Consider the following 21,209-nt stretch of genomic DNA (forward strand, 5'->3'; position numbering starts at 1 on the left):
CGGGTCGGGTCAGACTACCGCGAAGTAGTGTTTGACGAAACTTTCGCTGACCACTTCCCACAGCACCGGCGTGCCCTTGGTCACGAACCAACTGTCGCCGGCCTTGTAGCGGGTGCTCTGGCCCGTGGCTTCGTCGGTGAGTACCACTTCACCGGTGACCACGGTGGCCTGTTCCGCGAATGGATAAACCATCCGGAACTTGCCTTGGGTGGTCCCGAAGTAGGCGCTGCTCACGGCATCGGTCGGCGCGCCGAAGGTCATCTTGCCGAAGGCTTTGACTTCGCCTTCGAGAATTTGCGAACCCAGGTCGGCGACGGAGCCCCAGGCGTCCAGATCGGACAGCTGGATGTCTTTTTTGAGGGTGATGAGGGGCATGGCAGTGACTCCTGATGATTGAAAAAGAAAAAGGCTGTCTGGCCGTCAGCGACGGCCGTTCCAGTAACCCGACAGCTGATGCCAGGACTTGCCGGCGGTCAGCAGCAGTGGGCGGATGGCGTCTTTGCCGATGATGGTGGGGCGATGGATCGAGCTGACCAGATCGTAGCGCGCCGAGCCTTCGCTCATGCCTTCGGCCAACACTTTGCAGATGATGTGGCTCGGGGTGACGCCAAAACCTGAGTAGCCCTGGACGAAAAACGCGTTGCTGCGCCCAGGCAGGGTGCCAATTTGCGGGAACAGGTTCGGGCTGCACGCCATCGGGCCGCCCCATGCCAGGTCGATCTTCACGTCCTTTAGGTACGGGAAAATCTTCAGCATCAGGCGTCGGTTCCAGGCCTTGAGGTCTTGGGGAATGTGTTCCACCAACGGTGTGGCCGCGCCGAACAGCAGGCGGTTTTCATGGGTAACACGGTAGTAGTCGATCACCGGGCGAATATCGCTGTAGGCCCCACGAATCGGGCTGATACGCTGGATCAGTTCGTCCGACAACGGCTCGGTCATCGTCTGGAAGGCGTAGGTGTTGATGGTCGAGCGATGCAGCTCCGGTTCCAATTTGTTGAGGAAACTGTCGCAGGCCCACAGCAGCTTGCTGGCCCTGACCGAGCCGCGCCCGGTCCGCACGGTGATGCGCTCGCCGTAGCTGACTTCCAGGGCCGGGCTGTTCTCGAAAATCTGCACGCCGTGGCTGACCAGTGCCTTGGCTTCACCCAGCAACAGGTTCAGCGAATGCACATGCCCGCCGCCCATGTGCAGCAAGGCGCTGCTGTAGGCCTTGGAGCCAATGATCTGCTGCACGTCGGAGCCGCCGAGAAAGCGGATCTCGTGCTTGGTGTTGATTGACTTGAAGTCTTTTTCCCAGGCCCGCAAGGTTTTTTCCTGGCGAGCGTTGAAACCCATGTAGCCGTAACCGTGGCAGAAGTCGGCATCGATGTCGTACTTGGCGATGCGGTCCTTGATGATGTCCGCGCCCAGGTCGCTGATCTCGAAGACCTGGCGCAGGCCGTCTTCACCGACGTCCTTCTTGATTTTTTCCAGGTCATGACCGATGCCGGCCATGATCTGCCCGCCGTTGCGCCCGGTGCCGCCGAACCCCAGGTAACGCGCCTCCAGCACCACGATATTGGTGACGCCTTTTTCGGCGAGCTCCAGTGCGGTATTGATGCCGGAGAAGCCGCCACCAATGACTACGACGTCGGCTTCCAGGTCCTGTTCCAGGGTGGGGAAGCTGAGGTTGTACTTCTTGGTGGCCGTGTAATAGGTGGGCGTTTCGATATTGATCATGACGCAACCTGACAAAGTGAAAAGGAGACTCCGTTGCAACGTCTTCCCAAAGCGCTGCACGCGATGGCCCTATTAAGGGCTCTGGTGGGGGCGCCTGTCTTGATCATCCGTGCCGCAGTATTTGACCGAGCGCGCCATAGCGGCGAAGTCCGCGCCATGAAAAGTACAATCTTGGATCTGGAAGGTGCATTTTTTGCCCGCCTTCCATTGCCCATACTGGACCGGCCTTAATCATTGATCCCACCGTTTGCGCAGCCTCAGGTTGTCGGGCAAAGGCGGGGTTGGTAGATGCCAATAATAAAAGAGCCCGTCCATGAAAAAGCCAAATCCGCTGCTCGAAGACCTCAAGCCCATCCTGCCGGTCATTGCCGCCAATGCCTTCCAGGCGGAAAAGGACCGTACCGTACCTGCCGAGAATATAGCCTTGCTCAAAAGTATCGGCATGCACCGCGCTTTCCAGCCGAGGCAGTACGGTGGCATGGAGATTTCCCTTCCGCAGTTCGCCGATTGCATCGCGCTGCTGGCCGGCGCCTGCGCCAGCACCGCCTGGGCCATGAGTCTGTTGTGCACCCACAGCCATCAATTGGCAATGTTCCCGGCCAAGACCCAGCAGGAAGTCTGGGGCGATGATCCCGATGCCACCGCCAGCAGCAGCATTGCGCCTTTTGGCCGCACCGAGGAAGTCGAGGGCGGCGTGATGTTCAGCGGCGAAATGGGCTGGAGCAGCGGCTGCGACCACGCCGAGTGGGCGATCATGGGGTTTCGCCGCAAAAATGCCGAGGGTACCCAGGACTATTGCTTCGCGGTGTTGCCTCGCAGCGATTATGAAATCCGCGATGACTGGTTCGCGGTGGGCATGCGCGGCAGTGGCAGCAAGACGTTGATCGTCGACAACGCTTTTGTGCCGGAGCACCGCATCCAGAAAGCCAAGGACATGATGGAAGGCAAATCCGGCGGGTTTGGGCTGTACCCCGACAGCAAGATTTTCTACTCGCCGTATCGCCCGTATTTCGCCAGTGGTTTCTCCACGGTCAGCCTGGGTGTGGCGGAACGCATGCTGGACGTTTTTCGTGAGAAAACCCGGACCCGCGTGCGGGCCTACACGGGCGCTGCGGTGGGTGCGGCAACACCGGCGCTGATGCGTCTGGCCGAGTCTACGCATCAAGTCGCGGCGGCCCGGGCGTTCCTGGAGAAAACCTGGCAGGAGCACGCCGACCACGGTGAACGCCACGAATACCCCAGCCGGGAAACCCTGGCGTTCTGGCGAACCAACCAGGGTTATGCCACCAAAATGTGCATCCAGGCGGTGGATCGCCTGATGGAAGCCGCCGGTGGCGGCGCCTGGTTCGAGACCAACGAACTGCAACGGCTGTTCCGCGATGCCCACCTGACCGGCGCTCATGCCTACACCGACTACGACGTCTGCGCGCAGATTCTTGGGCGTGAGTTGATGGGCCTGGAGCCCGACCCCACCATGGTGTGACCGCCTGCTCACCGAGCCCCGCCCATACAACAATAATCGAGGCCGTCGCCTGAGGCGGCCGGGAGTCTTGCATGTCTAGTGTTTGTGATACCGCTTTCGACACCCGCGCGTTCCGCCGGGCCCTGGGTAACTTTGCCACCGGGGTCACCGTGGTCACCGCCGCTACTGAAGATGGCCGCAAGGTCGGCGTGACCGCCAACAGCTTCAACTCGGTTTCCCTAGACCCGCCGCTGATCCTCTGGAGCATCGACAAACGCTCCAGCAGTCATGGCGTGTTCGAAGCGGCCAGCCATTTTGCGGTGAACGTGCTTGCCGCCGACCAGATCGACCTGTCGAACAACTTCGCACGACCCAAGGAAGATCGGTTCGCCGAGATCGAATTCGAGGCCGGCGAAGGTGGCGCCCCAGTGTTCGTGGACTGCGCGGCGCGTTTTCATTGTGAGAAATACCAGCAGGTCGACGGTGGCGATCACTGGATCATGGTCGGCAAGGTGGTGGCCTTTGATGACTTCGGACGTTCGCCGTTGCTCTATCACCAGGGTGCCTACTCCATGGTCTTGCCCCACACTCGCATGACTCGGCGGGAAGAGGGGCAATCTCCCAGCAGTCACTTTCAGGGGCGCCTTAGCCACAACTTGTATTACCTGATGACCCAGGCGCTACGGGCCTATCAGGCCAGTTACCAGCCGCGCCAGCTATCGACCGGGTTGCGCACCAGCGAAGCGCGGATGTTGATGGTGTTGGAGAATGATGCAGGGCTGAACATGACCGATCTGCAACGGGAGGTGGCCATGCCGGTGCGCGAAATCGAAGAGGCCGTGGCCAATCTCAAGCGCAAAGGGCTGGTGGCCGATGAAGGCGATCGGGTGCGTCTCACCGTCAAAGGCATCGACGAAACCGAAGGGCTTTGGGGGATTGCCAAGGAACAGCAGGACAAGGTGTTCGGCCAGTTCAGCGAGGAACAGATCGAGCATTTCAAGCAAGTGCTCAAGGGTGTGATCAAAGGCGCTTGAGTTGAAACATGCATTAAGGCTTGGCACCGAACCCTGTGGCGAGGGAGCTTGCTCCCGCTGGGCTGCGCAGCAGCCCCCTCCATGCAACGACCACAAATGACCTGTTTAAACATATCTATTGGGGCTGCTTCGCAGCCCAGCGGGAGCAAGCCCCCTCGCCACGGATGGAACTCGATCCTGAACCAGAGTGTTCAAGCAGATAGTCCGGTCCTGGCTGGAAGCTGTTAATATTTAGTTAACTCATTAACTAAACCCTCCTCGCGAACACTCCCGATGCCCAAACCGCGCCAATCCTTGACCCTGACCCTGCTACAGGCCCGTGAAGCGGCCATGGGGTTTTTCCGGCCTTCCCTCAATCAACACGGTTTGACCGAACAGCAATGGCGGGTCATCCGTATTCTCAGCCAGCACGATGAGCTGGAGATCAATCGCCTGGCCGAGCTGGCCTGCATCCTCAAGCCCAGCATGACCGGCGTGCTGGTGCGCATGGAAGCGGCGGGCATGGTCGTGCGGCGCAAGGCCGAACAGGATCAACGCCGGGTGCTGGTGCGCCTGGCACCGCAAGGGCAGGCATGCTTCGACTCGATGAGCCAGAGCATGGAAGAGAATTACCAGCGCTTGCAGGGGAAGCTGGGGGAGGAAAAGCTGCAGACCTTGCTGGGGTTGCTCAATGATTTGAAGACGATCAAGCGCTGAGTTCCTTGTGGCGAGGGAGCTTGCTCCCGCTGGACTGCGCAGCAGGCCCAAAAATCTTCAGTTCACTACCGGATTCAAGGGGGCCGCTTCGCGCCCCAGCGGGAGCAAGCTCCCTCGCCACGGGTTTTGTGGTGGTGTCAATACACGCCGCTCGCCGCTGGCTTCGCTACGTCCTTGAACGTCGCCGCCAGGGTCTGTAAACCCCGCATCAACACGGTCGTATCCACCCCCACCGCCACGAACGCCGCGCCGAGTTCGATGTAGCGCCGGGCCAGTTTTTCATCGGCGCTGAGAATCCCTGCGGCTTTGCCGGCCTGGCGGATGCGGGCGATAGCGTCCTCGATGGCCGCTTGCACATCCGGATGGCCGGGGTTGCCGCGAAAGCCCATGGACGCGCTCAGGTCCGCCGGGCCAATGAAGACCCCATCCACACCGTCCACCGCCGCAATGGCATCCAGGTTGGCCAGGCCTTCGCGGCTTTCGATCTGCACCAGTAGGCACATCTGTTCGTCGGCCTTGTCGAGATAGCCGGGGATGCTGTTCCAGCGCGACGCCCGGGCCAGCGCGCTGCCGACGCCGCGCACACCGTGGGGCGGGTAGTGGATGGCGCGCACCAGTTCGCGGGCCTGCTCGGCGCTTTCCACCATCGGCACCAACAGGGTTTGCACGCCGATGTCGAGCACTTGCTTGATCAACGCGGTGTCGCCAATGACCGGGCGGATCACTGGCTGGCTGGGGTAGGGCGCCACGGCCTGGAGCTGGCCGAGCAGCGTGCGCAGGTCGTTGGGCGCGTGTTCGCCATCGATCAACAGCCAGTCGAAGCCGGCGTTGGCGGCCAGTTCGGCGCAGTAGGCGTCGGCCAGGCCCAGCCACAGGCCAATCTGCGCTTCGCCGCTGCACAGGCGTTGTTTGAACGTATTGATAGGCATGTCCATGAAGTGGTCTCCGATCAGACGAAACGGCAAGCGATGGAACCGAGCATGTCGTAGTCGACATGGAAGGTGTCGCCAGGATTGGCCGCCACAGGGCGGGTGAAGGACCCACCGAGGATGATTTGCCCTGGCTGCAACGTCACGTCGTAGGCTGCCAGTTTGTTCGCCAGCCAGGCCACGCCTTTGGCCGGGTGATTGAGCACCGCCGCCGAGACGCCGGACTCTTCGATCACGCCGTTGCGGTAGAGCACCGCCGGCACCTTGCGCAGGTCGATCTCGGTGGGACGCACCGCGCGACCGCCCATGACCACGCCAGCGTTGGCCGCGTTGTCGGAAATGGTGTCGAAGACCTTGCGGGTCGCCTTGGTCTGCGGATCGAGCTGCTGGATGCGTGCATCGATGATTTCCAGTGCCGGGATCACCCATTCAGTGGCGTCGAGCACGTCGAACAGAGTCACGTTCGGGCCTTTCAACGGCTTGCCAAGGATGAATGCCAGCTCCACTTCCACCCGGGGCACGATGAAGCGCTCGAACGGAATGTCGGTGCCTTCGTCGAAGAACATATCGTCCAGCAGTGCGCCGTAGTCCGGCTCGGTGATGTTCGACGAAACCTGCATGGCGCGCGAGGTCAGGCCGATCTTGTGGCCGACCAGCTTGCGGCCGTCCTTGATCTTTTGCGCCACCCAGGCGCGCTGGATGGCATAGGCATCATCGAGGGTGATTTCTGGGTGATCCAGGGAAAACTGGCGGACCTGCTCCCGCGAGCGCTCGGCGTGGTCGAGGCGGGCGGCGGCTTGTTGAATAAGACGTTGATCGAGCATGACGAGGGTCTCTTATTGAGGGTTGACGATGGCGGCTCGGGTACGCAGCACCAGCAGGCCGCCAAGGGCGATGAACAGCGCCAGCACATAAAGCGCCAGGCTGGCGCTCTGGGTGGTGTCACGCATCCAGCCGATCAGGTAGGGCGCGAAGAATGAGGCGATGCTGCCGAAGGAACTGATCAGGGCAATGCCGGCGGCCTGGGTGCTGTTGGACAGGAAGGCTGGCGGCAGTTGCCAGAACATCGGCAAGGCAGCGCTGGCGCCCATCCCGGCGACAATCAGGCCCGCCAGCACCAGGGTCGGGTCGGTGGGCGAGAGCCCGGCGACGGCAATGCCCGCCGCCGCCATCAACAGCGGCACACACAGGTGCCAGCGGCGTTCACGGTGGCGGTCGGAGGAACGCCCACAGCCGATCATGAAGAAGCAGCCGGCCAGGTAGGGCACGGCGCTGAGCAGCCCGACCTGGCCGTCGCTGCCGATGCCGGCGCCGTGAATCAAGGTGGGCATCCAGAAAGCCAGGGTATTGACCGCCAGCATGACGGCGAAGTACACCGCCACCAGCAACCAGACCTGCGGGTTGTTGAGGATCGCCGAGAACGAGGTAATGGATTTGCGCTGTTCCTCAACACTCAGCTGTTCGCGCAGTTGCTGCTTGGCACTGGGCGTCAGCCAGTTGACCGTCTCGAAACTGTCCGGCAGGCACTTGAGTACGACCAAGCCGAGGAGGATCACCGGCAGCCCTTCGATGACGAACATCCACTGCCAGCCCCGCAGGCCGCCAACCTCATGGAAGTGCTCCAGAATGCCCCCCGACAACGGCCCGCCGATTACTCCGGCCATCGGCACGGCAATGGCGAACAGCGCGGTCACCTGGGCCCGGCGCCGGGCCGGGTACCAGCGGTTGAGAAAGACCAGGATGCCCGGGAAGAAACCGGCCTCGGCCACCCCCAGCAGAAAGCGCAATACGTAGAAACCGGCGGCGCTGTCGATGAGGAACATGCCGGTGGACAAGGCCCCCCAGACCACCATCAGCGTGGCGATCCAGCGCCGTGGACCGACCCGGTCCAGGGCCATGTTGCTCGGCACGCCAAACAGCGCATAGGCGATGAAGAACAGGCCGGCACCGAAGCCGTAGACCGTGTCGCTGAACTGCAGGTCGGCGCTCATCTGCATCTTGGCGAAGCCGATATTGATGCGGTCCAGGTGGGCAAAGAGGTAGCAGACCAGCAGCAGCGGCATCAGCCGCCAGGTGATGGTGGCGTGGGTGCGGTCGTGCGCGACGGTGCCGACAGTGTCAGCGGTATTGGCTGTGCTCATGATCTTGTACTTTTTGTCAGAGTGGCCGATGGGGCGAACAGGTGGGCAGGCTTAACTCGTCTGGGCCTTGAGAAAGGCATGGACGTTGTTGGCCTTGAAGTTGAGTTGCTCGTGCAGTTCGATCATTTCGAACGACAGCGCCAGCAGGCGCTGGGCCTGAAGTTCGGCGAAGTGCACGGTGATCACCTCGAAGAGTTTTTCTGCGACTTTCTGGCGGGTGGCCAAGTCGCGACCATGGCCGACTTTCAAGGTCATGTGCACGAAGGCGTAGTCGTGCTTGCCGTCGGCCATGCGCCAGGTGTCCAGGCGCACGCCACGGCTGCGGATGCCACCCAGGGGAAACACGCCGCTGTCGTCCAGCACGGCGTGAATCTTTTCAAACAGGCCGGGCAGATCGGCCTGTTGTTCGATGTTGTCGGTGTATTCAGCGATGAAATGGGGCATGGGGGCCTCCTGCGTCGGCAGCTTTGAATGGTGAGCTACAAGCGGCAAGTTGAAAGCGATCAGCTTGTAGCTTGCGGCTGCTGTTCAGACTGGAAAAATGGCGTTGATCTGGCCGGTGCCGGAGCTGCCGAAAGGCTCGGTGATGATTTCGGCAGGCTTGTCGTAGTCCGGCCCGCCTAGCAGCCCCAGCAACATCGCGGTGTCATGCATCTTGCCTTCGCCGAAGCAGTGTTCGGCGTAGTCCGGGAGCATTGCGCAGAACTCTTTCCAACGGCCCTGGCGCCACATGTCCACGACGTGCAGGTCGACCTGTTTGTCGAACTCTCGGGTCCAGTTATGGATGTTGGCTTCGGCATTGCGATCATCGGAGAAGCGGTGCGACAGTGAACCGGAGGCCAGTACCAGCACCTTGCGATCGCTTTTCTCGATGGCCCGGCGCACGGCGGCGCCGAAGGTGAAGCTGTCTTGCAGGCGGTGCCAGGCGCACCAGGCGGCAATGGATACGACGTTGAATTTCTGTTCCTGCGGGACGTCCATGTGCATGTAGCGCATGGGCACCAGGGTGCCGTATTCCAGCTCAAGGCTCGGGATGTTGTGGGCCAGGGTGCGCACGTCGGCGGCATTGGCTTCGGCGGCGATCAACTCGCCCAGTTCCGGGGCGCCCGAGTATTCGTACTCCATGTTCTTGATGAAGTGCGGCAGCTCGTTGCTGGTGTAGGTGCCTTTGAATTGTTCGCCACTGTTGACGTGATAGGCGCTGTTGACCAGCCAATGCACGTCGAACACCACGGCGGTGTCGGCGCCCAGCTCACGGGCGCGACGACCGATTTCCTTGTGGCCGGCAATCGCGGCTGCACGGCAGCCATGGTGCTTGCCGGGCAGCTCCGACAGGTACATCGAGGGAACGTGGCAGATTTTCGCAGCCAGGACGACTTCGCCCATGATGATTCTCCTGAAAAATTGTTCTTGTTGAGTTTTTGTGATGAATCACAGCCTGTGAGTCGATAACCCCTGTGGCGAGGGAGCTTGCTCCCGCTCGATTGCGCAGCAATCGCAAAAAACGGGGCCGCTTCGCAGCCCAGCGGGAGCAAGCTCCCTCGCCACAGGTCAACACTCGGCACAGGTTCACCGCTGGCCTCGGATTACCCCCCCCACCGCGGAATGTGATGGCTGCCCATGGAAATGCACACGTTCTTGATCTCAGCGAACACTTCAAAGCTGTACTGTCCACCTTCGCGACCGGTTCCGGAACCCTTCACGCCGCCGAAAGGCTGGCGCAGGTCGCGCACGTTCTGGCTGTTGATGAAGACCATGCCGGCCTCGATACCATGGGCCAGGCGATGGGCCTTGCCGATGTCCTGGGTCCAGATGTACGAGGCCAGGCCATACTCGGTGTCGTTGGCCAGTTGCAAGGCTTCGGCTTCGTCCTTGAACGGGATCAGGCACACCACCGGGCCGAAGATTTCTTCCTGGGCGATGCGCATCTTGTTGTTCACATCGGCGAACACCGTCGGCTGGATGAACTGGCCGCGGCTCAGATGCGCCGGCAGGTTGGCCGGGCGTTCCAGGCCACCGGCCAGGAGGGTGGCGCCTTCTTCGAGGCCGATCTTGATGTAGCCGGTGACCTTGTCGTAGTGGGCCTGGGTGATCATCGAACCGACCTGGGTTTTCGGGTCCTGGGGATCACCAACGATCAGACGCTTGGCGCGAGCGGCAAACTCGGCGACGAACTGCGGGTAGACGCTTTCCTGGATGAAGATCCGGCTGCCGGCGGTGCAGCGCTCGCCGTTGAGGGAGAAGATGGTGAACAGCGCCGCGTCGAGGGCGCGATCAAGGTCGGCGTCTTCGAAAATCAGCACCGGCGACTTGCCGCCGAGTTCCATCGAGTACTTTTTCAGCCCGGCGGTCTGCATGATTTTCTTGCCGGTGGCGGTGCCGCCGGTGAAGGAAATCGCCCGCACATCCGGGTGACGCACCAACGCATCGCCGGCCGTGGCACCGTAGCCCTGGATCACGTTCAACACACCGTTGGGAATGCCGGCCTCGACGGCCAGACGCCCCAGTTCGTTGGCGGTCAGGGGCGACAACTCGGACATCTTCAGCACGGCGGTGTTGCCCAGGGCCAGGCACGGCGCGGTCTTCCAGGTCGCGGTCATGAATGGCACGTTCCAGGGCGAGACCAACGCGCAGACACCCACCGGTTGGTACAGGGTGTAATTGAGCATCTGGTCGTCGACCGGATAAGTATGGCCGTCCATGCGGGTGCAGACTTCGGCGAAGAAGTCGAAGTTATGGGAGGCCCGTGGGATCAGCACGTTCTTGGTCTGGTGAATTGGCAAGCCCGTGTCTAGGGTTTCCAGTTCGGCCAGTTTCGGCACGTTCTGCTCGATCAGTTCACCGAGCTTGCGCATCAACCGGGCGCGTTCCTTGGCGGGCGTATTGGCCCATTTTGGAAAGGCATCCTTGGCGGCGGCTACGGCCTGGGCAACTTCTTCGGCACCGCCGCTGGCGACTTCGCCGATGGCTTCGCCCGTGGCCGGGTTGTAGTTGATGAATACGTCTTCGCTTTCGACCTCGCGGCCGTTGATCCAGTGTTTGATCATGCTGCTCACGCCTCTTTACGGGTTGCGAAGAACTCGACTTCGCTGACAATGTGATTGACCAGGCGGCCGACGCCTTCCACTTCCACGATCACTTCATCACCGGGCACCACGTCCGCCAGGCCTTCCGGCGTGCCGGTGGCGATCATGTCGCCGGGTTGCAGGGTCATGAAGCTGGACAGGTATTCGATCAGGTACGGAATGTCGAAAATCATGTCCTTCGTGCTGCCTTCCTGACGCAATTCGCCGTTGATCCAGGTGCGCAACGTCAGGTTGCTCGGGTCCGGCACATCGGCCACATCGACGATCCACGGGCCGACTGGGGTCGTGGCGTCACGGTTCTTCACCCGCAGGTTGGGCCGGTAGTAGTTTTCCAGGTAGTCGCGGATCGCGTAGTCGTTGCACACCGTGTAGCCGGCGAGGTACTCCAGGGCATCCTCGCGCTTGACGTTGCGCGCCTCTTTGCCGATGACCGCTACCAACTCGCACTCGTAGTGCATGTAGGCGACGTTATCGGGGCGCCAGGTCTCCTGGTTATGGCCGGTGTAGGTGCCGGGCGACTTGATGAACGCGAGGGGCTCGGTCGGTGGCTTGAACGCCAGTTCGGCGGCGTGATCGGCGTAGTTCAGGCCCAGGGCAAACATGCTGCCAGTGGCCGGTGGCAGCCACTGGACCCGGTCCTCGGCCAGCAGGCGACCGTCGGCCAGACGCACGGCGTTGTGAGCTTCAACGGTAACGGAGTGGATCTGGCCTTCCAAACGAATGCGCGCGTGTTTCATGAACGTGCTCCTGTTTGCTCGGACACGATGGTATTGACCAGGCGGCCCAGGCCGCTGATGTCCACTTCGACGCGATCGCCGGGCACTACATCAACCCGGCCTTCGGGCGTACCGGTGATCAGCACGTCGCCTTCGTGCAAGGTCATGAACTCGCTGATTTCGGCAATCAGTTGAGGGATGTTACGAACGAAATTGGCCGTATTGTTTTGCTGGCGTACCTCGCCGTTCACATACAGCGTGATCGCCAGGCTGTGTGGGTCGGCAACGTTGGCGATGGGCACCAGCTCAGGGCCGATGGCGCAGAACCCGTCCCGGCACTTGGCCTTGACGGCGGGGCGGTAGTAGCTGTTTTCCGGCAGGCTGAACTCATTGACGACGGTGTAGCCGGCGACGTAATCCAGCGCCTCGGCGGCGCTGACCCGGCTGGCCGACTTGCCCATCACCACGCCAAGCGCCGGTCCTGGTTGCAGCCTTTCGCCGTGACCCGGATGAACCACGTCGGCATCGTGCCGGTTGCGGGTGTTGGGCGTCTTGATGAACAGCACCGGCCTGATCGGCGGTTTCTGGTAGGGCGGTTGCTCGAACTCGGCGAGGCGCTGTTTCAGCAGCCCCTGATAGTTCAGTGCGACCCCGAACAGGGTGCCGGTAGCGACGTCATGCAGGGCACGGCTCATGCTTGTCTCCTGGCGGTGCAGAGTGATGAGGGCTCTGCGATATTGTTAATGTGTTAACAGTTATAATTAAGATGTTAACTATCGTCAAGCGTGGCAGAATGATCGGGCGCTGGTTGCCCTGCCAGATTCGGTGCAGGATGAGCACGAGCCGGTATTTGAATCAGAATAAAAACGAGTACTGCGTGATGACCGACCGCCAGCCAATCCCGAACATCAACATTGGTCAGGTGTACGACCAGCGCTACAGCGATGCTGAGGTTCACTACGACCGGCTCGCCAACCTGGCGGATTTTTTCGGCCGCAACATGCCGGTTCATCGCCACGACCGTTTCTTTCAGGTGCACTACGTCAAGAGCGGCACCGTGCGGGTGTATCTCGACGATCAGCAATACGTCGAGTCGGGTCCGATGTTCTTCCTTACGCCGCCGACCATCCCTCACTCATTCGTGACCGAGGCCGACAGTGACGGGCATGTATTGACGGTGCGCCAGCAATTGGTGTGGCAATTGATCGACGCCGACCCGAGCCTGGCGCCGGCCGGTGTGCAAATGCCGGCAGCCTGCGTGGCGCTGGCGCAATTGGGACCGGAACAGGCGGGAGAGGTGCGGCGGCTGGAATACTTGTTCGAGGAACTGAGCGAGGAGGTCACGGCCACGCGGGCGGGGCGCAGCGCGGCACTGGACGGCTTGACGCGGCTGATCATGATCAGCCTGCTGCGATTGTGCTCCAACTCCCTGGAGGCCCGGCCAGCCCGGCACGAAGACCTGAAGATCTTTCACCGTTTCAACGAGCTGATCGAGGGTCATTATCTGCAGCATTGGCCGCTGTCGCGTTACGCCGAGAGTATCGGCGTGACGGAGGCGCGCCTGAATGACGTATGCAGACGCATCGCCGACCTGCCTTCCAAGCGCCTGATCATGGAGCGGCTGATGCAGGAGGCCAAGCGCCTGCTGCTGTTCACTGGCAGCTCGGCCAATGAAATCTGCTACCAGCTCGGGTTCAAGGATCCAGCCTATTTCAGTCGTTTTTTCCAGCGCTACGCCCAACTGACGCCCGGGGAGTATCGCCAGCGGCAATCGGGGTTGCGTTAAGCGGTGCATCAACTCAATAGCGGGGATAAATCCCCTCGCCACAGTTGTTCTTGCAGCTGTGTGAAGGCAACACTAAGCTGCCGACTCGCCCATCCAAACCGTGTGAACATGGCCAATCCCAGACCTTCATTGACCCTGACCCTGTTGCAAGCCCGCGAAGCCGCCATGGCTTTTTTCCGCCCGGCGCTGAACCAGCATGACCTCACGGAACAACAATGGCGGGTGATCCGCATCCTGCACCAGCAAGGTGAGCTGGAAAGCCATCAGCTCGCCCATCAGGCCTGCATCCTCAAACCCAGCATGACCGGCGTGCTCAGCCGTCTGGAGCGCGATGGCCTGGTGCGTCGACAGAAGTCGAGCCAGGATCAGCGGCGGGTTTTCGTCGGCCTGACCGAACGCGGCCAGCAGTGCTTTGTGTCGATGAGTGAGGGGATGGAAAGCAACTATCGGCGAATTGAAGAGCAATTTGGCGAAGAAAAGATGCAGCAACTGTTGGCATTGCTTAATGAGCTGAAAAACATCAAGCCTTGATCAAGGGGTGGCCAGAGAGCGCTTCAATTGCTCCACCAACGCAGGCGTCACGTAATGCGGGCCATCGAACAGGTAGAGCGGATACCCGTCATAGGCCGCCAGTTGCGGTTTGAGTTCGGCCACTGTCGCTGAGCGGAAGCCACCGCCGTATTTCGGGCGGAAGGCTTCGACGATGATTCGCACGCGGTCCTTGCCAAGCCGGTCACGCAGGGCGTCGGCATAATTGCGCGCGACCGGTGCGGTGCGGGCGTAGACGCCGACGCCGTCCTGGAAAAACACGCCGATGTCGTTCGGCAACCATTGCTTGAGCCAGTCGGCGGTAGCGGCTGGGCCGATATTGGCGCCGTCGTAGACGCTGATCCAGAGTGGGCGTGGCAGTTTGGCCAGCAAGGCCGGCAGCTCCGTGGCGCGCGACCAACTGGGGTCAACCTCGGCCGGAAAGTACCATCCGGTGACATGCAGCGGCGTGGGCAGCCCCGCAATGCGTTCTGACACCGCCGCCAATTGCTCGATGTTGTCCCGTGAGCGGTTTTCACTGAAGTAGCCGGCCAGGCCGAGGATGACATCCTTGGCCCAGGGCGCCTTGGCGATGCGCGCCCAGTCCGGCAGCACCGGTACGCTGGTCAACCCGGTGCCGGGCACAAACGCCTGGTCGTCCACCACCGTCCACTGCACCAGCAACTCATGCACGCCGAGTTGTTCCCAAGTGCCGTTGATGCCGATGGTCTGGTTGTCCGGCTGCCAGACGATGCCGACGATGTTCGGTGCCGCGGTGGTGGTCATGTAGTACGTCCCTGTACCTGCGGCGAGGAGCGCGGCCAGTAACAGTGCCGCGACGATCCTGCGATTGACTGCATGGGCGAAGCGTTTCAAACAAGTCCCTTCCTGATGCAGTGTAGTTGTGGCGCGGCCAGGCGGGCTGTTTTTCGTATCGATGCACTGATTCTCACGTCAACGCCCTCAATAGGAGTAGGTCAAGCGAGCGAACACGCCTTTGGCCCGTTCCTCGCCAAACACCCTGGCTCGGTACTGCAGGGAAAAGTCCACGTAGGAGCGTGGGGCGTTGTAGGCGTCTTCCCGGAACCAATAACGGACGTTGTTCCCTATGCCGATACCGCCGGCGTCGCCGGACGAAAAATCACCGTTGGCTTTGCTCTTCATTTTCGAATCGTAGTCGATCGCCGCCACGACATGGGGGAAGGTCACCCAGCGCGAACCGGTGCCGCCAATGGCATAGCTGCGGCCGACTTGCCATTCGCTGTTGAAGTAATTGCGCGAGTCATTGATGTAATGGCCGACCTCGGCATACAGCTGCGAGGTCCACCAGCTCGGTACGTCGACCCGCAGGTCGGTACCGATGCTCGAACCATAGCCCAGGCGCACCAGCCAGTCGCCGTCGACATTGGAAGACCCGAGGGGGAAGGTGCGTTCGAGGGCGGCCATGATGTTGACCGAACTGAAGGGCTTGACCCGTACGCCAACGGCGCCCTGCAAGGCGTCGGCGCCGGTATCCGACTCGCTGTTCTTGCTCCACAGGGTGTCGGTGATACGCCCGTAGAGTTCAACGAAACGAGCGTTGCGATAACCCAGCGGGCGCCAGGACAGCTCGGTGCTGTTTTGCAGCAAGTCGTTGCTTTGACTGCCGCTGCCCCCGGTGCTCGGCGCGGCGCTCAGGCCGCTGGAGCTGTTGCCGCGATAACTGGTGGTGCTGGTCAGGCCCATCCGGCGTGAAACATCACCGACGGCGCGACGGGTATCGAACAATTGTTGCGCGGACATGGGCGTTTCTGCAGTTTTTTGCCCATCGATCACGCGCTTGAAGTACGCGACGGCTTCGTCGTCCTCATGGACGCGCATGGCGTTGTAGGCGGCGTCCTGGGCTGCCGCCGGCTTAAGTGGCTCAGTGGCGTCGGCCTTGCGGAACGCAGCGTGGGCCGCTTCGTCATCGCCGCTGCGGACCGAATCATAAGCAAGCTGCAAATCGCTTACCGGTGCCCGCTCATAGGTGTTGACCGGCCGGGTGGCGCACGTCAGGCCGAAGGCGCTTTCCTGGCACTCCAGGACCGGTGCGTCGGAATCATTGGCATCGAGCAAGGCACTGTCGAGCAGTTGCTGGTTGGCGGCGATTTCCGGAGCCCAGGCTACGGCTTTGCGAGCCTTTTCCACCGCCAGGGCTCGGTTGCCTTGCTGCAGGGCGCGGTAGCCCTGGACCGCCAGCGGTGCTGCCAATTGGCGGCGAATTTCTTTGCGCCGCATCAGCAACGTGGTGTCATGGGTGAAGATCCCTAGCGCATCGGTAACGGCTTGGTCGGCTTCTTCCAGATGTTGCTGGCGCTGCAAGGCATCGACCAGTAACAACCGGTATTCCCGGCGACGGGGGGCCTGGGCGATGGCCTTGCGGGCCGATTGCGCGGCCAGGCCGAACTGTTCGCGATCATAGGCCTTGAACCCCTGGGACGCAGCGGCGAAGCCCGGGGCTGCCGGGACGGCGCGGGATGACCTGGCGGTCCGGGGCTGGTCGCGGAGTTTCTTGTCCCGTTCAGCCAGCTCAATCAGCGTGTTCAGGCGCTTCACGTCGGCGCGCAGGCGCAGGGCTTCGCGCGCCTTGGCGATGGCCAGGTCATAGTCCTTGCGCTCGTAGGCACTGTAGGCCTCGTTGGCGGCGGTGTAGGCCGGCCCGGTCAATGGCAGCGGCAACGTCTCGGCCGACGCCAGTGCAGAGATCAGGCTCAGACCCGTGGCCATGAGGGTCAGAAGGGGGCGGTTCATGCCGGAAGCTCCATTGGGTAGAGGCTGTGCTGGCGTGCCACCACCTGTTCGATAGTTGCCCGCGGCAGCACGCCGCTGTCGACCAGGTAATCGCCGATCCGGCCGTGATGCTGCGGACGATACTGCAGCATGGCGCGGCTGAACTGATCGCGATCGAGCAGGCCCATTTCGATCAGCAGGTCGCCCAGCAAAGGTGCGCGGGCATTCGGTACGGCATGGCCGTTGTTCGCTGGCATTTGGCGCAACAGCGCGAGAATTTCACTTTCCCGGGCGATCAGTTGCACCGGCTCGCTGCCCAATTCGGCGGTTACCTGTTGCAGTCCTTCGTCGGAAAGCGGGTTGGCGACGGCGATCTGTTCACGCCCTTCGCCATTGCGGCCAAGGGGAATGACCCGCCAGCGCAAGGCAAACTCGCTGGCCAGCGACGAGGTTGAGGCGGCCGTTTTTTCGGCCACGTCGAAGACCCGTGGCAGGTCATTCTGGAACGCGATGGCTTCGGCCAGGGTTTCATCGTCCAGCCAGCCGTTATTGAGCAAAATCCGGCCCAGCGGCACATTGCGCGACTGTTGTTCGTCGAGGGCGCTTTGCAGGTGGGTGTCGGTAATGGCCTGCCAGGACAGCAATACGCTGCCCAGGCGACGCGGTGCGATGGCGACCAGGTCCGTGGACGGGAAGTCATGCATGGTCTTGTCCCACACCAGCTTGCGGTTCATCACTTTGCCCACGAGGAACATGCGCCAGGCCCGGGAGGCGGCCATGAAGTTGACGAAGTTGCCCACCAGCATGCGCGGGATCGACAGCAGGCCGTGCTGCCAGCCATACAGCACCGCGGTGAAGTAGTAGCGGTGTACGATCCGCCAAGCCAGGGCAACGCCGTTGGCCAGCAACAGGTATTTGATCACGTCGTTGGTTTCAAAAGGCGTTGGGAAGCTGACGTCCCACAAGCCGCTATTGCGCAGGATAATCAGGCCCAGCAGCTGTACCAGGATCACGTAGGCAATGATGCTGATGAACGCGGTCACTACGCCCTTGCGGTCGCGAAACAGCAGGTATCGATTGGCCAGCGAGCCATTCCAACCCATCTGTTCCCAGCCTTGCAGGCCGATGCCGAGGGTCCAGCGAGCCTTTTGCCGAAAGGCGGTGCGGAAGGTATCGGGGAAAAACTCGCGCACGCACAGCGGCATGGTCAGGGTCGATTCGTAGGGCTTGCGGAACCAGGATTTGCGCAGCACCCGGAACTGCACCGGGAAGCGTACGAAGATCGCGTTCATGCCGACCTTGGCCAGCCGCGCGCCGACGTCATAGTCCTCGGTGAGGCTGTCGGTGTTGAACGGTTGGTTTTCGGTTTCGCCGGCCAGTACTCGCAGGGCACGATGGGAGAAACAGGTGCCGACGCCGGCCGAGGGCACGGTGTCGGTCATGCTTTCACGCACCACCAGGTCCTTGCCGTGCCATTCGGCAAACTCGTCCATGTAGACACCCGCAACCCATTCGTACCAGTTGCGCTCCAGCGACACCACCGGCAACTGGATCATGTCCTTGCGCGGCAACAGGTAGTTGAACAGGCGCAATTCCAATGGATGCAGCACGTCTTCGCTGTCGTGCAACACGACGCCAGCGAAGGTCATGCCATGGGTTTTCTCATGCAGGAAAATCGCCTGGATCACCCAGTTCAAACAGTCAGCCTTGCAGGTTGGCCCGGCATGGGGCACTTCCACGCGATGCAGTTGCTTGTAGCGCCGGCGCATCCGCTCGACTTCGTCGATGGTGCGCTGGTCGTTGATATAGGTGCCGACGAAGACCACGTAGTTCTGGTAGTCGAGCGTCGACACCATGTTTTCGATCATCGGCGCGATGACGTCGTATTCCAGCCAGGCTGGCACCATGATTGCCAACGGCTGCTCGTCCCGGGCCAACAATTGCTCGACGGTCAGCGGCCGAAATCTGCGGTCCACGGTGAACTTGCGGTACAGGCGGCGAGACCAGTACCACACGTCAATGATCAGATCGTCCAGGCTGGAGATCAGGATCAGTACCGCGACCACAATGGTCGCGGCTTCCAGGTAGTTATAGTAGTGGGCCAGCCAATAGGGCCAATAAAGCGACGTCATCAAAGGTTACCGTTACTGGCGATTGCGACGGGCGCTACGGCCAGCCAGCAACAAGATTAGGAACAAGGCAATGCCACCTGGGATCAGCCAAAGCAGTGACGGTTTACGCCAGGCATCCAGGCCCTTGGGTTCTTCCTGGCCGATCAACTGGCTGCCGTTGGGATCCTGGGTATCGAAGATCGCCACGGCACCGCTGTCACCCAGGATCGCCACGTCGCCACGGGTCAGCACAATCGGCTTGGCCAGGCTTGGGGGCTGGTCGCCCAGGGCCCGATAGACCAGGCCGTGCTGGCCCGAGGTCTGCACCACTTGCAGGGATGCCAATTGGTTGAGGCGCTGCACATCCAGCATCACCTGGTCTTTATGGTTGATACGCAGGTGACCCTGCTCATCGACCTGGACCGATTCCTTGCTGTCCTTGAGTGGCAGTTCGAAGGCCAGGAAAGCTTTATCCGGGCTGACGACGGCTTTTGGATCGGTGCTGACTTTCAACTGCGCACGCAACGGTGATACACCGGCGGCGTCGGCCACCGCGATGACTTGGGTCAGGCTGCTGGCCGGATGGTCAAGGTACGCCTGGGGAACGAGCACCTGGGTGTCTACGGCGAATCGTGCGGCAATGCCGGAAAAACCATCACCCAACGAGGTTTTGTCCAGCACGATATGGCTGGTGGGCAGCACCGACACCGGGAACGCTTGCGGTGTTTCCAGGCAACGGTCGCTGACCGGCTGGCGCTGGAACGAGACGCGCAAGACGTTTTTCGAGCCCAGGGCATAGCGTGGGATGTGAGCCTGGATGCGTTGCGGTTGACCATCGGTGGTCAGTTGCTGGGCACCGATCAGGAAATCATTGAAAAACAGCGAGGCCACGGGCGCGGTGTCTGAAGCACCGGGGGCAGCGGATACGTCGACCACTGCGGTGACGGGCAGGCGACCGTCATAGGCCACGCTGCCGAGGGGGAACGAAGTGCTCCAGTCGAATCGCGATGCTACGTCGAAAGTGCCGGGAGCACCGCCCAGTCGCGACAGGGCCACGCGGCCATCGTCGCTCAACGGCGTTTGTGCTTCGTTCACGGTCAACTGGCGGCTGCGTGCCAGTTTGTTCCACGCAGAACCCAACAGGGACAAGGCCTTGCCGGTTGCATCCGGGGCGATCATCAGTACCGGGCGGGTGCCCAGCAGTGCCAGACGTACGTTATCAGTACCGGTGCTCACCATGGCGGCGTTGACGTGGGCATCGCGCCATTGGGTCAAGGCCGTGGCCGCCGTTGTGTCGACGCCTTGGATCTGGCTTTGCAAGGCATCCAGGGACTGGTTGATGGCCTGGAGCAATTGCGGGTCGTTGATGGCCAGATCGGCTTGTACGTTCGGCGTCTGGCCGAGCATCAGCAGCGCACCGATTTCGGCTGGGTTGGCCAAGGTGTGCTGGCCTTTGCCGTTGAGGCTGGCGAAGGCGGGAATGTTCAACAGCTCGGTCGGGACGCGCAGGCTGCTCAGGTCCACGCTGTCCTGCACGGCAGGGAAGGGCAGGATGCGGGCGTGCTTGCCGATGCGCTCCAGGGCTACGCCCAATCGCCAGGCGGCATCATAGCTGCCGGCCGACAACGAGCCCGGTGCGACCAGGATGCCGGGGCTGGCAGGCAGTGTGGTCCAGGCGGCGCCGACGTCCTGCAGTTGGCTGGCGTCGTAGCTGTAGTTCAGGCGCGTGTCGGGTTGAATGCGCAGCACGTTGCCGATGACCCGGTCTTCTTCGCACAGCGGCCGGGAGACCACCGAGGACCAGGCAATGCCCAAACGCACCAGGCCGTTGTCGCGCGGGGCCTTGTCCACACCCAACTTGACGCTGGCATCGCCCTGCGCTTCGCTGAGGCCTTCGGCACGCACCGGATAGCCATCGAGCGACAGCAGCATGGTGTTGCGGCCGCCTTCGCCATTGAGATAACTGGCGTCCAGTTGCAGGGTCGCATCGTTCAGCGTCACGCCGGCGGGGACGGGCAAATACAGTTCGCGTCGAGCGTCGCTGGCGCCCAGCAGGATCGGCGCTGTGATGCCCAGGTCGCTCAAGCGAATCTCACGTTCCTGGCGGGTATCGGCGTTGAGTCGATGGATTGCCTGGGTGAGCGGGCTATCCGCAGCCAGGGCAAAGGTCGGCATGAGCGCGAGCAGGCTCAGGCCACAGGCAAGGGCGCTGAGCGCGCCCGTAGGGATGGCAACGGAAGGCTTCATTCA

The 21,209-nt window shown here is 61.7% G+C and carries 19 protein-coding genes; 5 read left to right on the top strand and 14 right to left on the bottom strand.

Annotated features, from left to right (window positions below; translation table 11 throughout):
- Positions 1-9: 9 nt before the first annotated feature.
- A complete protein-coding gene (locus QNH97_RS12925; RefSeq protein WP_283557181.1) occupies positions 10-375 on the bottom strand; it encodes a cupin domain-containing protein in 366 nt (121 codons plus the stop codon).
- A gap of 45 nt (positions 376-420) precedes the next feature.
- Complete coding sequence (locus QNH97_RS12930) at positions 421-1,719, bottom strand: NAD(P)/FAD-dependent oxidoreductase (RefSeq protein ID WP_283557182.1); 1,299 nt, start codon at positions 1,717-1,719, stop codon at positions 421-423.
- 313 nt (positions 1,720-2,032) lie between these two features.
- Here QNH97_RS12930 and QNH97_RS12935 point away from each other — a divergent pair, with 313 nt between their 5' ends.
- From QNH97_RS12935 to hpaR (QNH97_RS12945), 3 genes are all read left to right on the top strand, one after another.
- Positions 2,033-3,202 carry a p-hydroxyphenylacetate 3-hydroxylase oxygenase component gene (locus QNH97_RS12935; protein WP_283557183.1) on the top strand — a complete coding sequence of 390 codons (1,170 nt, stop codon included), beginning with the start codon at positions 2,033-2,035 and terminating at the stop codon, positions 3,200-3,202.
- 71 nt (positions 3,203-3,273) lie between these two features.
- A complete protein-coding gene (locus QNH97_RS12940; protein WP_283557184.1) occupies positions 3,274-4,215 on the top strand; it encodes a p-hydroxyphenylacetate 3-hydroxylase reductase component in 942 nt (313 codons plus the stop codon).
- Positions 4,216-4,488: 273 nt separating this feature from the next.
- On the top strand, positions 4,489-4,911 hold the full coding sequence (hpaR, locus tag QNH97_RS12945; protein ID WP_283557185.1) for a homoprotocatechuate degradation operon regulator HpaR: 423 nt from the start codon (positions 4,489-4,491) through the stop codon (positions 4,909-4,911).
- A 137-nt stretch (positions 4,912-5,048) separates the two neighbouring features.
- Here the strand turns inward: hpaR (QNH97_RS12945) and hpaI are convergent, their stop codons facing one another.
- From hpaI to QNH97_RS12985, 8 genes are all read right to left on the bottom strand, one after another.
- Positions 5,049-5,846, bottom strand: a complete 798-nt coding sequence (gene hpaI / locus QNH97_RS12950; protein ID WP_283557186.1) for a 4-hydroxy-2-oxoheptanedioate aldolase — start codon at positions 5,844-5,846, stop codon at positions 5,049-5,051.
- Positions 5,847-5,860: 14 nt separating this feature from the next.
- Entirely contained in the window at positions 5,861-6,664 is an 804-nt protein-coding gene (gene hpaH, locus QNH97_RS12955; protein ID WP_283557187.1) for a 2-oxo-hept-4-ene-1,7-dioate hydratase, read from the bottom strand.
- Positions 6,665-6,676: 12 nt separating this feature from the next.
- Positions 6,677-7,981 carry an MFS transporter gene (locus tag QNH97_RS12960; RefSeq protein WP_283557188.1) on the bottom strand — a complete coding sequence of 435 codons (1,305 nt, stop codon included), beginning with the start codon at positions 7,979-7,981 and terminating at the stop codon, positions 6,677-6,679.
- Between the two features lie 51 nt (positions 7,982-8,032).
- Complete coding sequence (locus QNH97_RS12965) at positions 8,033-8,425, bottom strand: tautomerase family protein (protein ID WP_283557189.1); 393 nt, start codon at positions 8,423-8,425, stop codon at positions 8,033-8,035.
- 84 nt (positions 8,426-8,509) lie between these two features.
- The gene (gene hpaD / locus QNH97_RS12970) at positions 8,510-9,367 is read right to left on the bottom strand and encodes a 3,4-dihydroxyphenylacetate 2,3-dioxygenase (protein WP_283557190.1); all 858 of its coding nucleotides are present in this window, start codon (positions 9,365-9,367) and stop codon (positions 8,510-8,512) included.
- Between the two features lie 200 nt (positions 9,368-9,567).
- The gene (hpaE, locus tag QNH97_RS12975) at positions 9,568-11,028 is read right to left on the bottom strand and encodes a 5-carboxymethyl-2-hydroxymuconate semialdehyde dehydrogenase (RefSeq protein ID WP_283557191.1); all 1,461 of its coding nucleotides are present in this window, start codon (positions 11,026-11,028) and stop codon (positions 9,568-9,570) included.
- A 5-nt stretch (positions 11,029-11,033) separates the two neighbouring features.
- Entirely contained in the window at positions 11,034-11,804 is a 771-nt protein-coding gene (locus QNH97_RS12980) for a fumarylacetoacetate hydrolase family protein (RefSeq protein ID WP_283557192.1), read from the bottom strand.
- Complete coding sequence (locus QNH97_RS12985; RefSeq protein WP_283557193.1) at positions 11,801-12,478, bottom strand: fumarylacetoacetate hydrolase family protein; 678 nt, start codon at positions 12,476-12,478, stop codon at positions 11,801-11,803. Before QNH97_RS12985 ends, QNH97_RS12980 begins: the two co-directional genes overlap by 4 nt.
- A 185-nt stretch (positions 12,479-12,663) precedes the next feature.
- Here QNH97_RS12985 and hpaA point away from each other — a divergent pair, with 185 nt between their 5' ends.
- Entirely contained in the window at positions 12,664-13,569 is a 906-nt protein-coding gene (gene hpaA / locus QNH97_RS12990; RefSeq protein WP_283557473.1) for a 4-hydroxyphenylacetate catabolism regulatory protein HpaA, read from the top strand.
- Between the two features lie 108 nt (positions 13,570-13,677).
- The gene (gene hpaR, locus QNH97_RS12995; RefSeq protein ID WP_003201625.1) at positions 13,678-14,100 is read left to right on the top strand and encodes a homoprotocatechuate degradation operon regulator HpaR; all 423 of its coding nucleotides are present in this window, start codon (positions 13,678-13,680) and stop codon (positions 14,098-14,100) included.
- On the opposite strand, the gene QNH97_RS13000 is transcribed toward hpaR (QNH97_RS12995), so the two are convergent.
- The 4 genes from QNH97_RS13000 to QNH97_RS13015 all read right to left on the bottom strand — a co-directional run bounded on the left by QNH97_RS13000 (position 14,101) and on the right by QNH97_RS13015 (position 21,206).
- Positions 14,101-14,883 carry an alpha-amylase family protein gene (locus tag QNH97_RS13000; RefSeq protein ID WP_283557474.1) on the bottom strand — a complete coding sequence of 261 codons (783 nt, stop codon included), beginning with the start codon at positions 14,881-14,883 and terminating at the stop codon, positions 14,101-14,103. It lies immediately after the preceding gene.
- Positions 14,884-15,060: 177 nt separating this feature from the next.
- Complete coding sequence (locus tag QNH97_RS13005; RefSeq protein ID WP_283557194.1) at positions 15,061-16,869, bottom strand: bacteriophage N4 adsorption protein A; 1,809 nt, start codon at positions 16,867-16,869, stop codon at positions 15,061-15,063.
- The gene (locus QNH97_RS13010) at positions 16,866-18,980 is read right to left on the bottom strand and encodes a glycosyl transferase family protein (protein ID WP_283557195.1); all 2,115 of its coding nucleotides are present in this window, start codon (positions 18,978-18,980) and stop codon (positions 16,866-16,868) included. The genes QNH97_RS13005 and QNH97_RS13010 overlap by 4 nt, the downstream gene beginning before the upstream one ends.
- A 12-nt stretch (positions 18,981-18,992) precedes the next feature.
- Positions 18,993-21,206, bottom strand: coding sequence for a hypothetical protein (locus QNH97_RS13015; protein ID WP_283557196.1), 2,214 nt, complete (start codon positions 21,204-21,206; stop codon positions 18,993-18,995).
- Positions 21,207-21,209 lie beyond the last annotated feature (3 nt).

The sequence above is a fragment of the Pseudomonas sp. G2-4 genome, assembly GCF_030064125.1.
Taxonomy (GTDB): domain Bacteria; phylum Pseudomonadota; class Gammaproteobacteria; order Pseudomonadales; family Pseudomonadaceae; genus Aquipseudomonas.

Excerpts from the sequence above, each read along its gene's own strand:
- QNH97_RS12960 (WP_283557188.1), bottom strand. The coding sequence starts at position 7,981 with ATGAGCACAGCCAATACCGCTGACACTGTCGGCACCGTCGCGCACGAC.
- hpaD (WP_283557190.1), bottom strand. The coding sequence starts at position 9,367 with ATGGGCGAAGTCGTCCTGGCTGCGAAAATCTGCCACGTTCCCTCGATG.
- QNH97_RS13005 (WP_283557194.1), bottom strand. The coding sequence starts at position 16,869 with ATGAACCGCCCCCTTCTGACCCTCATGGCCACGGGTCTGAGCCTGATC.
- hpaA (WP_283557473.1), top strand. The coding sequence starts at position 12,664 with ATGACCGACCGCCAGCCAATCCCGAACATCAACATTGGTCAGGTGTAC.
- hpaI (WP_283557186.1), bottom strand. The coding sequence starts at position 5,846 with ATGGACATGCCTATCAATACGTTCAAACAACGCCTGTGCAGCGGCGAA.
- QNH97_RS12940 (WP_283557184.1), top strand. The coding sequence starts at position 3,274 with ATGTCTAGTGTTTGTGATACCGCTTTCGACACCCGCGCGTTCCGCCGG.
- hpaE (WP_283557191.1), bottom strand. The coding sequence starts at position 11,028 with ATGATCAAACACTGGATCAACGGCCGCGAGGTCGAAAGCGAAGACGTA.
- QNH97_RS12965 (WP_283557189.1), bottom strand. The coding sequence starts at position 8,425 with ATGCCCCATTTCATCGCTGAATACACCGACAACATCGAACAACAGGCC.
- hpaR (WP_283557185.1), top strand. The coding sequence starts at position 4,489 with ATGCCCAAACCGCGCCAATCCTTGACCCTGACCCTGCTACAGGCCCGT.
- QNH97_RS12935 (WP_283557183.1), top strand. The coding sequence starts at position 2,033 with ATGAAAAAGCCAAATCCGCTGCTCGAAGACCTCAAGCCCATCCTGCCG.
- QNH97_RS12980 (WP_283557192.1), bottom strand. The coding sequence starts at position 11,804 with ATGAAACACGCGCGCATTCGTTTGGAAGGCCAGATCCACTCCGTTACC.
- QNH97_RS12930 (WP_283557182.1), bottom strand. The coding sequence starts at position 1,719 with ATGATCAATATCGAAACGCCCACCTATTACACGGCCACCAAGAAGTAC.
- hpaH (WP_283557187.1), bottom strand. The coding sequence starts at position 6,664 with ATGCTCGATCAACGTCTTATTCAACAAGCCGCCGCCCGCCTCGACCAC.
- QNH97_RS13010 (WP_283557195.1), bottom strand. The coding sequence starts at position 18,980 with ATGACGTCGCTTTATTGGCCCTATTGGCTGGCCCACTACTATAACTAC.
- QNH97_RS13015 (WP_283557196.1), bottom strand. The coding sequence starts at position 21,206 with ATGAAGCCTTCCGTTGCCATCCCTACGGGCGCGCTCAGCGCCCTTGCC.
- QNH97_RS12985 (WP_283557193.1), bottom strand. The coding sequence starts at position 12,478 with ATGAGCCGTGCCCTGCATGACGTCGCTACCGGCACCCTGTTCGGGGTC.
- QNH97_RS12925 (WP_283557181.1), bottom strand. The coding sequence starts at position 375 with ATGCCCCTCATCACCCTCAAAAAAGACATCCAGCTGTCCGATCTGGAC.
- QNH97_RS13000 (WP_283557474.1), bottom strand. The coding sequence starts at position 14,883 with ATGACCACCACCGCGGCACCGAACATCGTCGGCATCGTCTGGCAGCCG.
- hpaR (WP_003201625.1), top strand. The coding sequence starts at position 13,678 with ATGGCCAATCCCAGACCTTCATTGACCCTGACCCTGTTGCAAGCCCGC.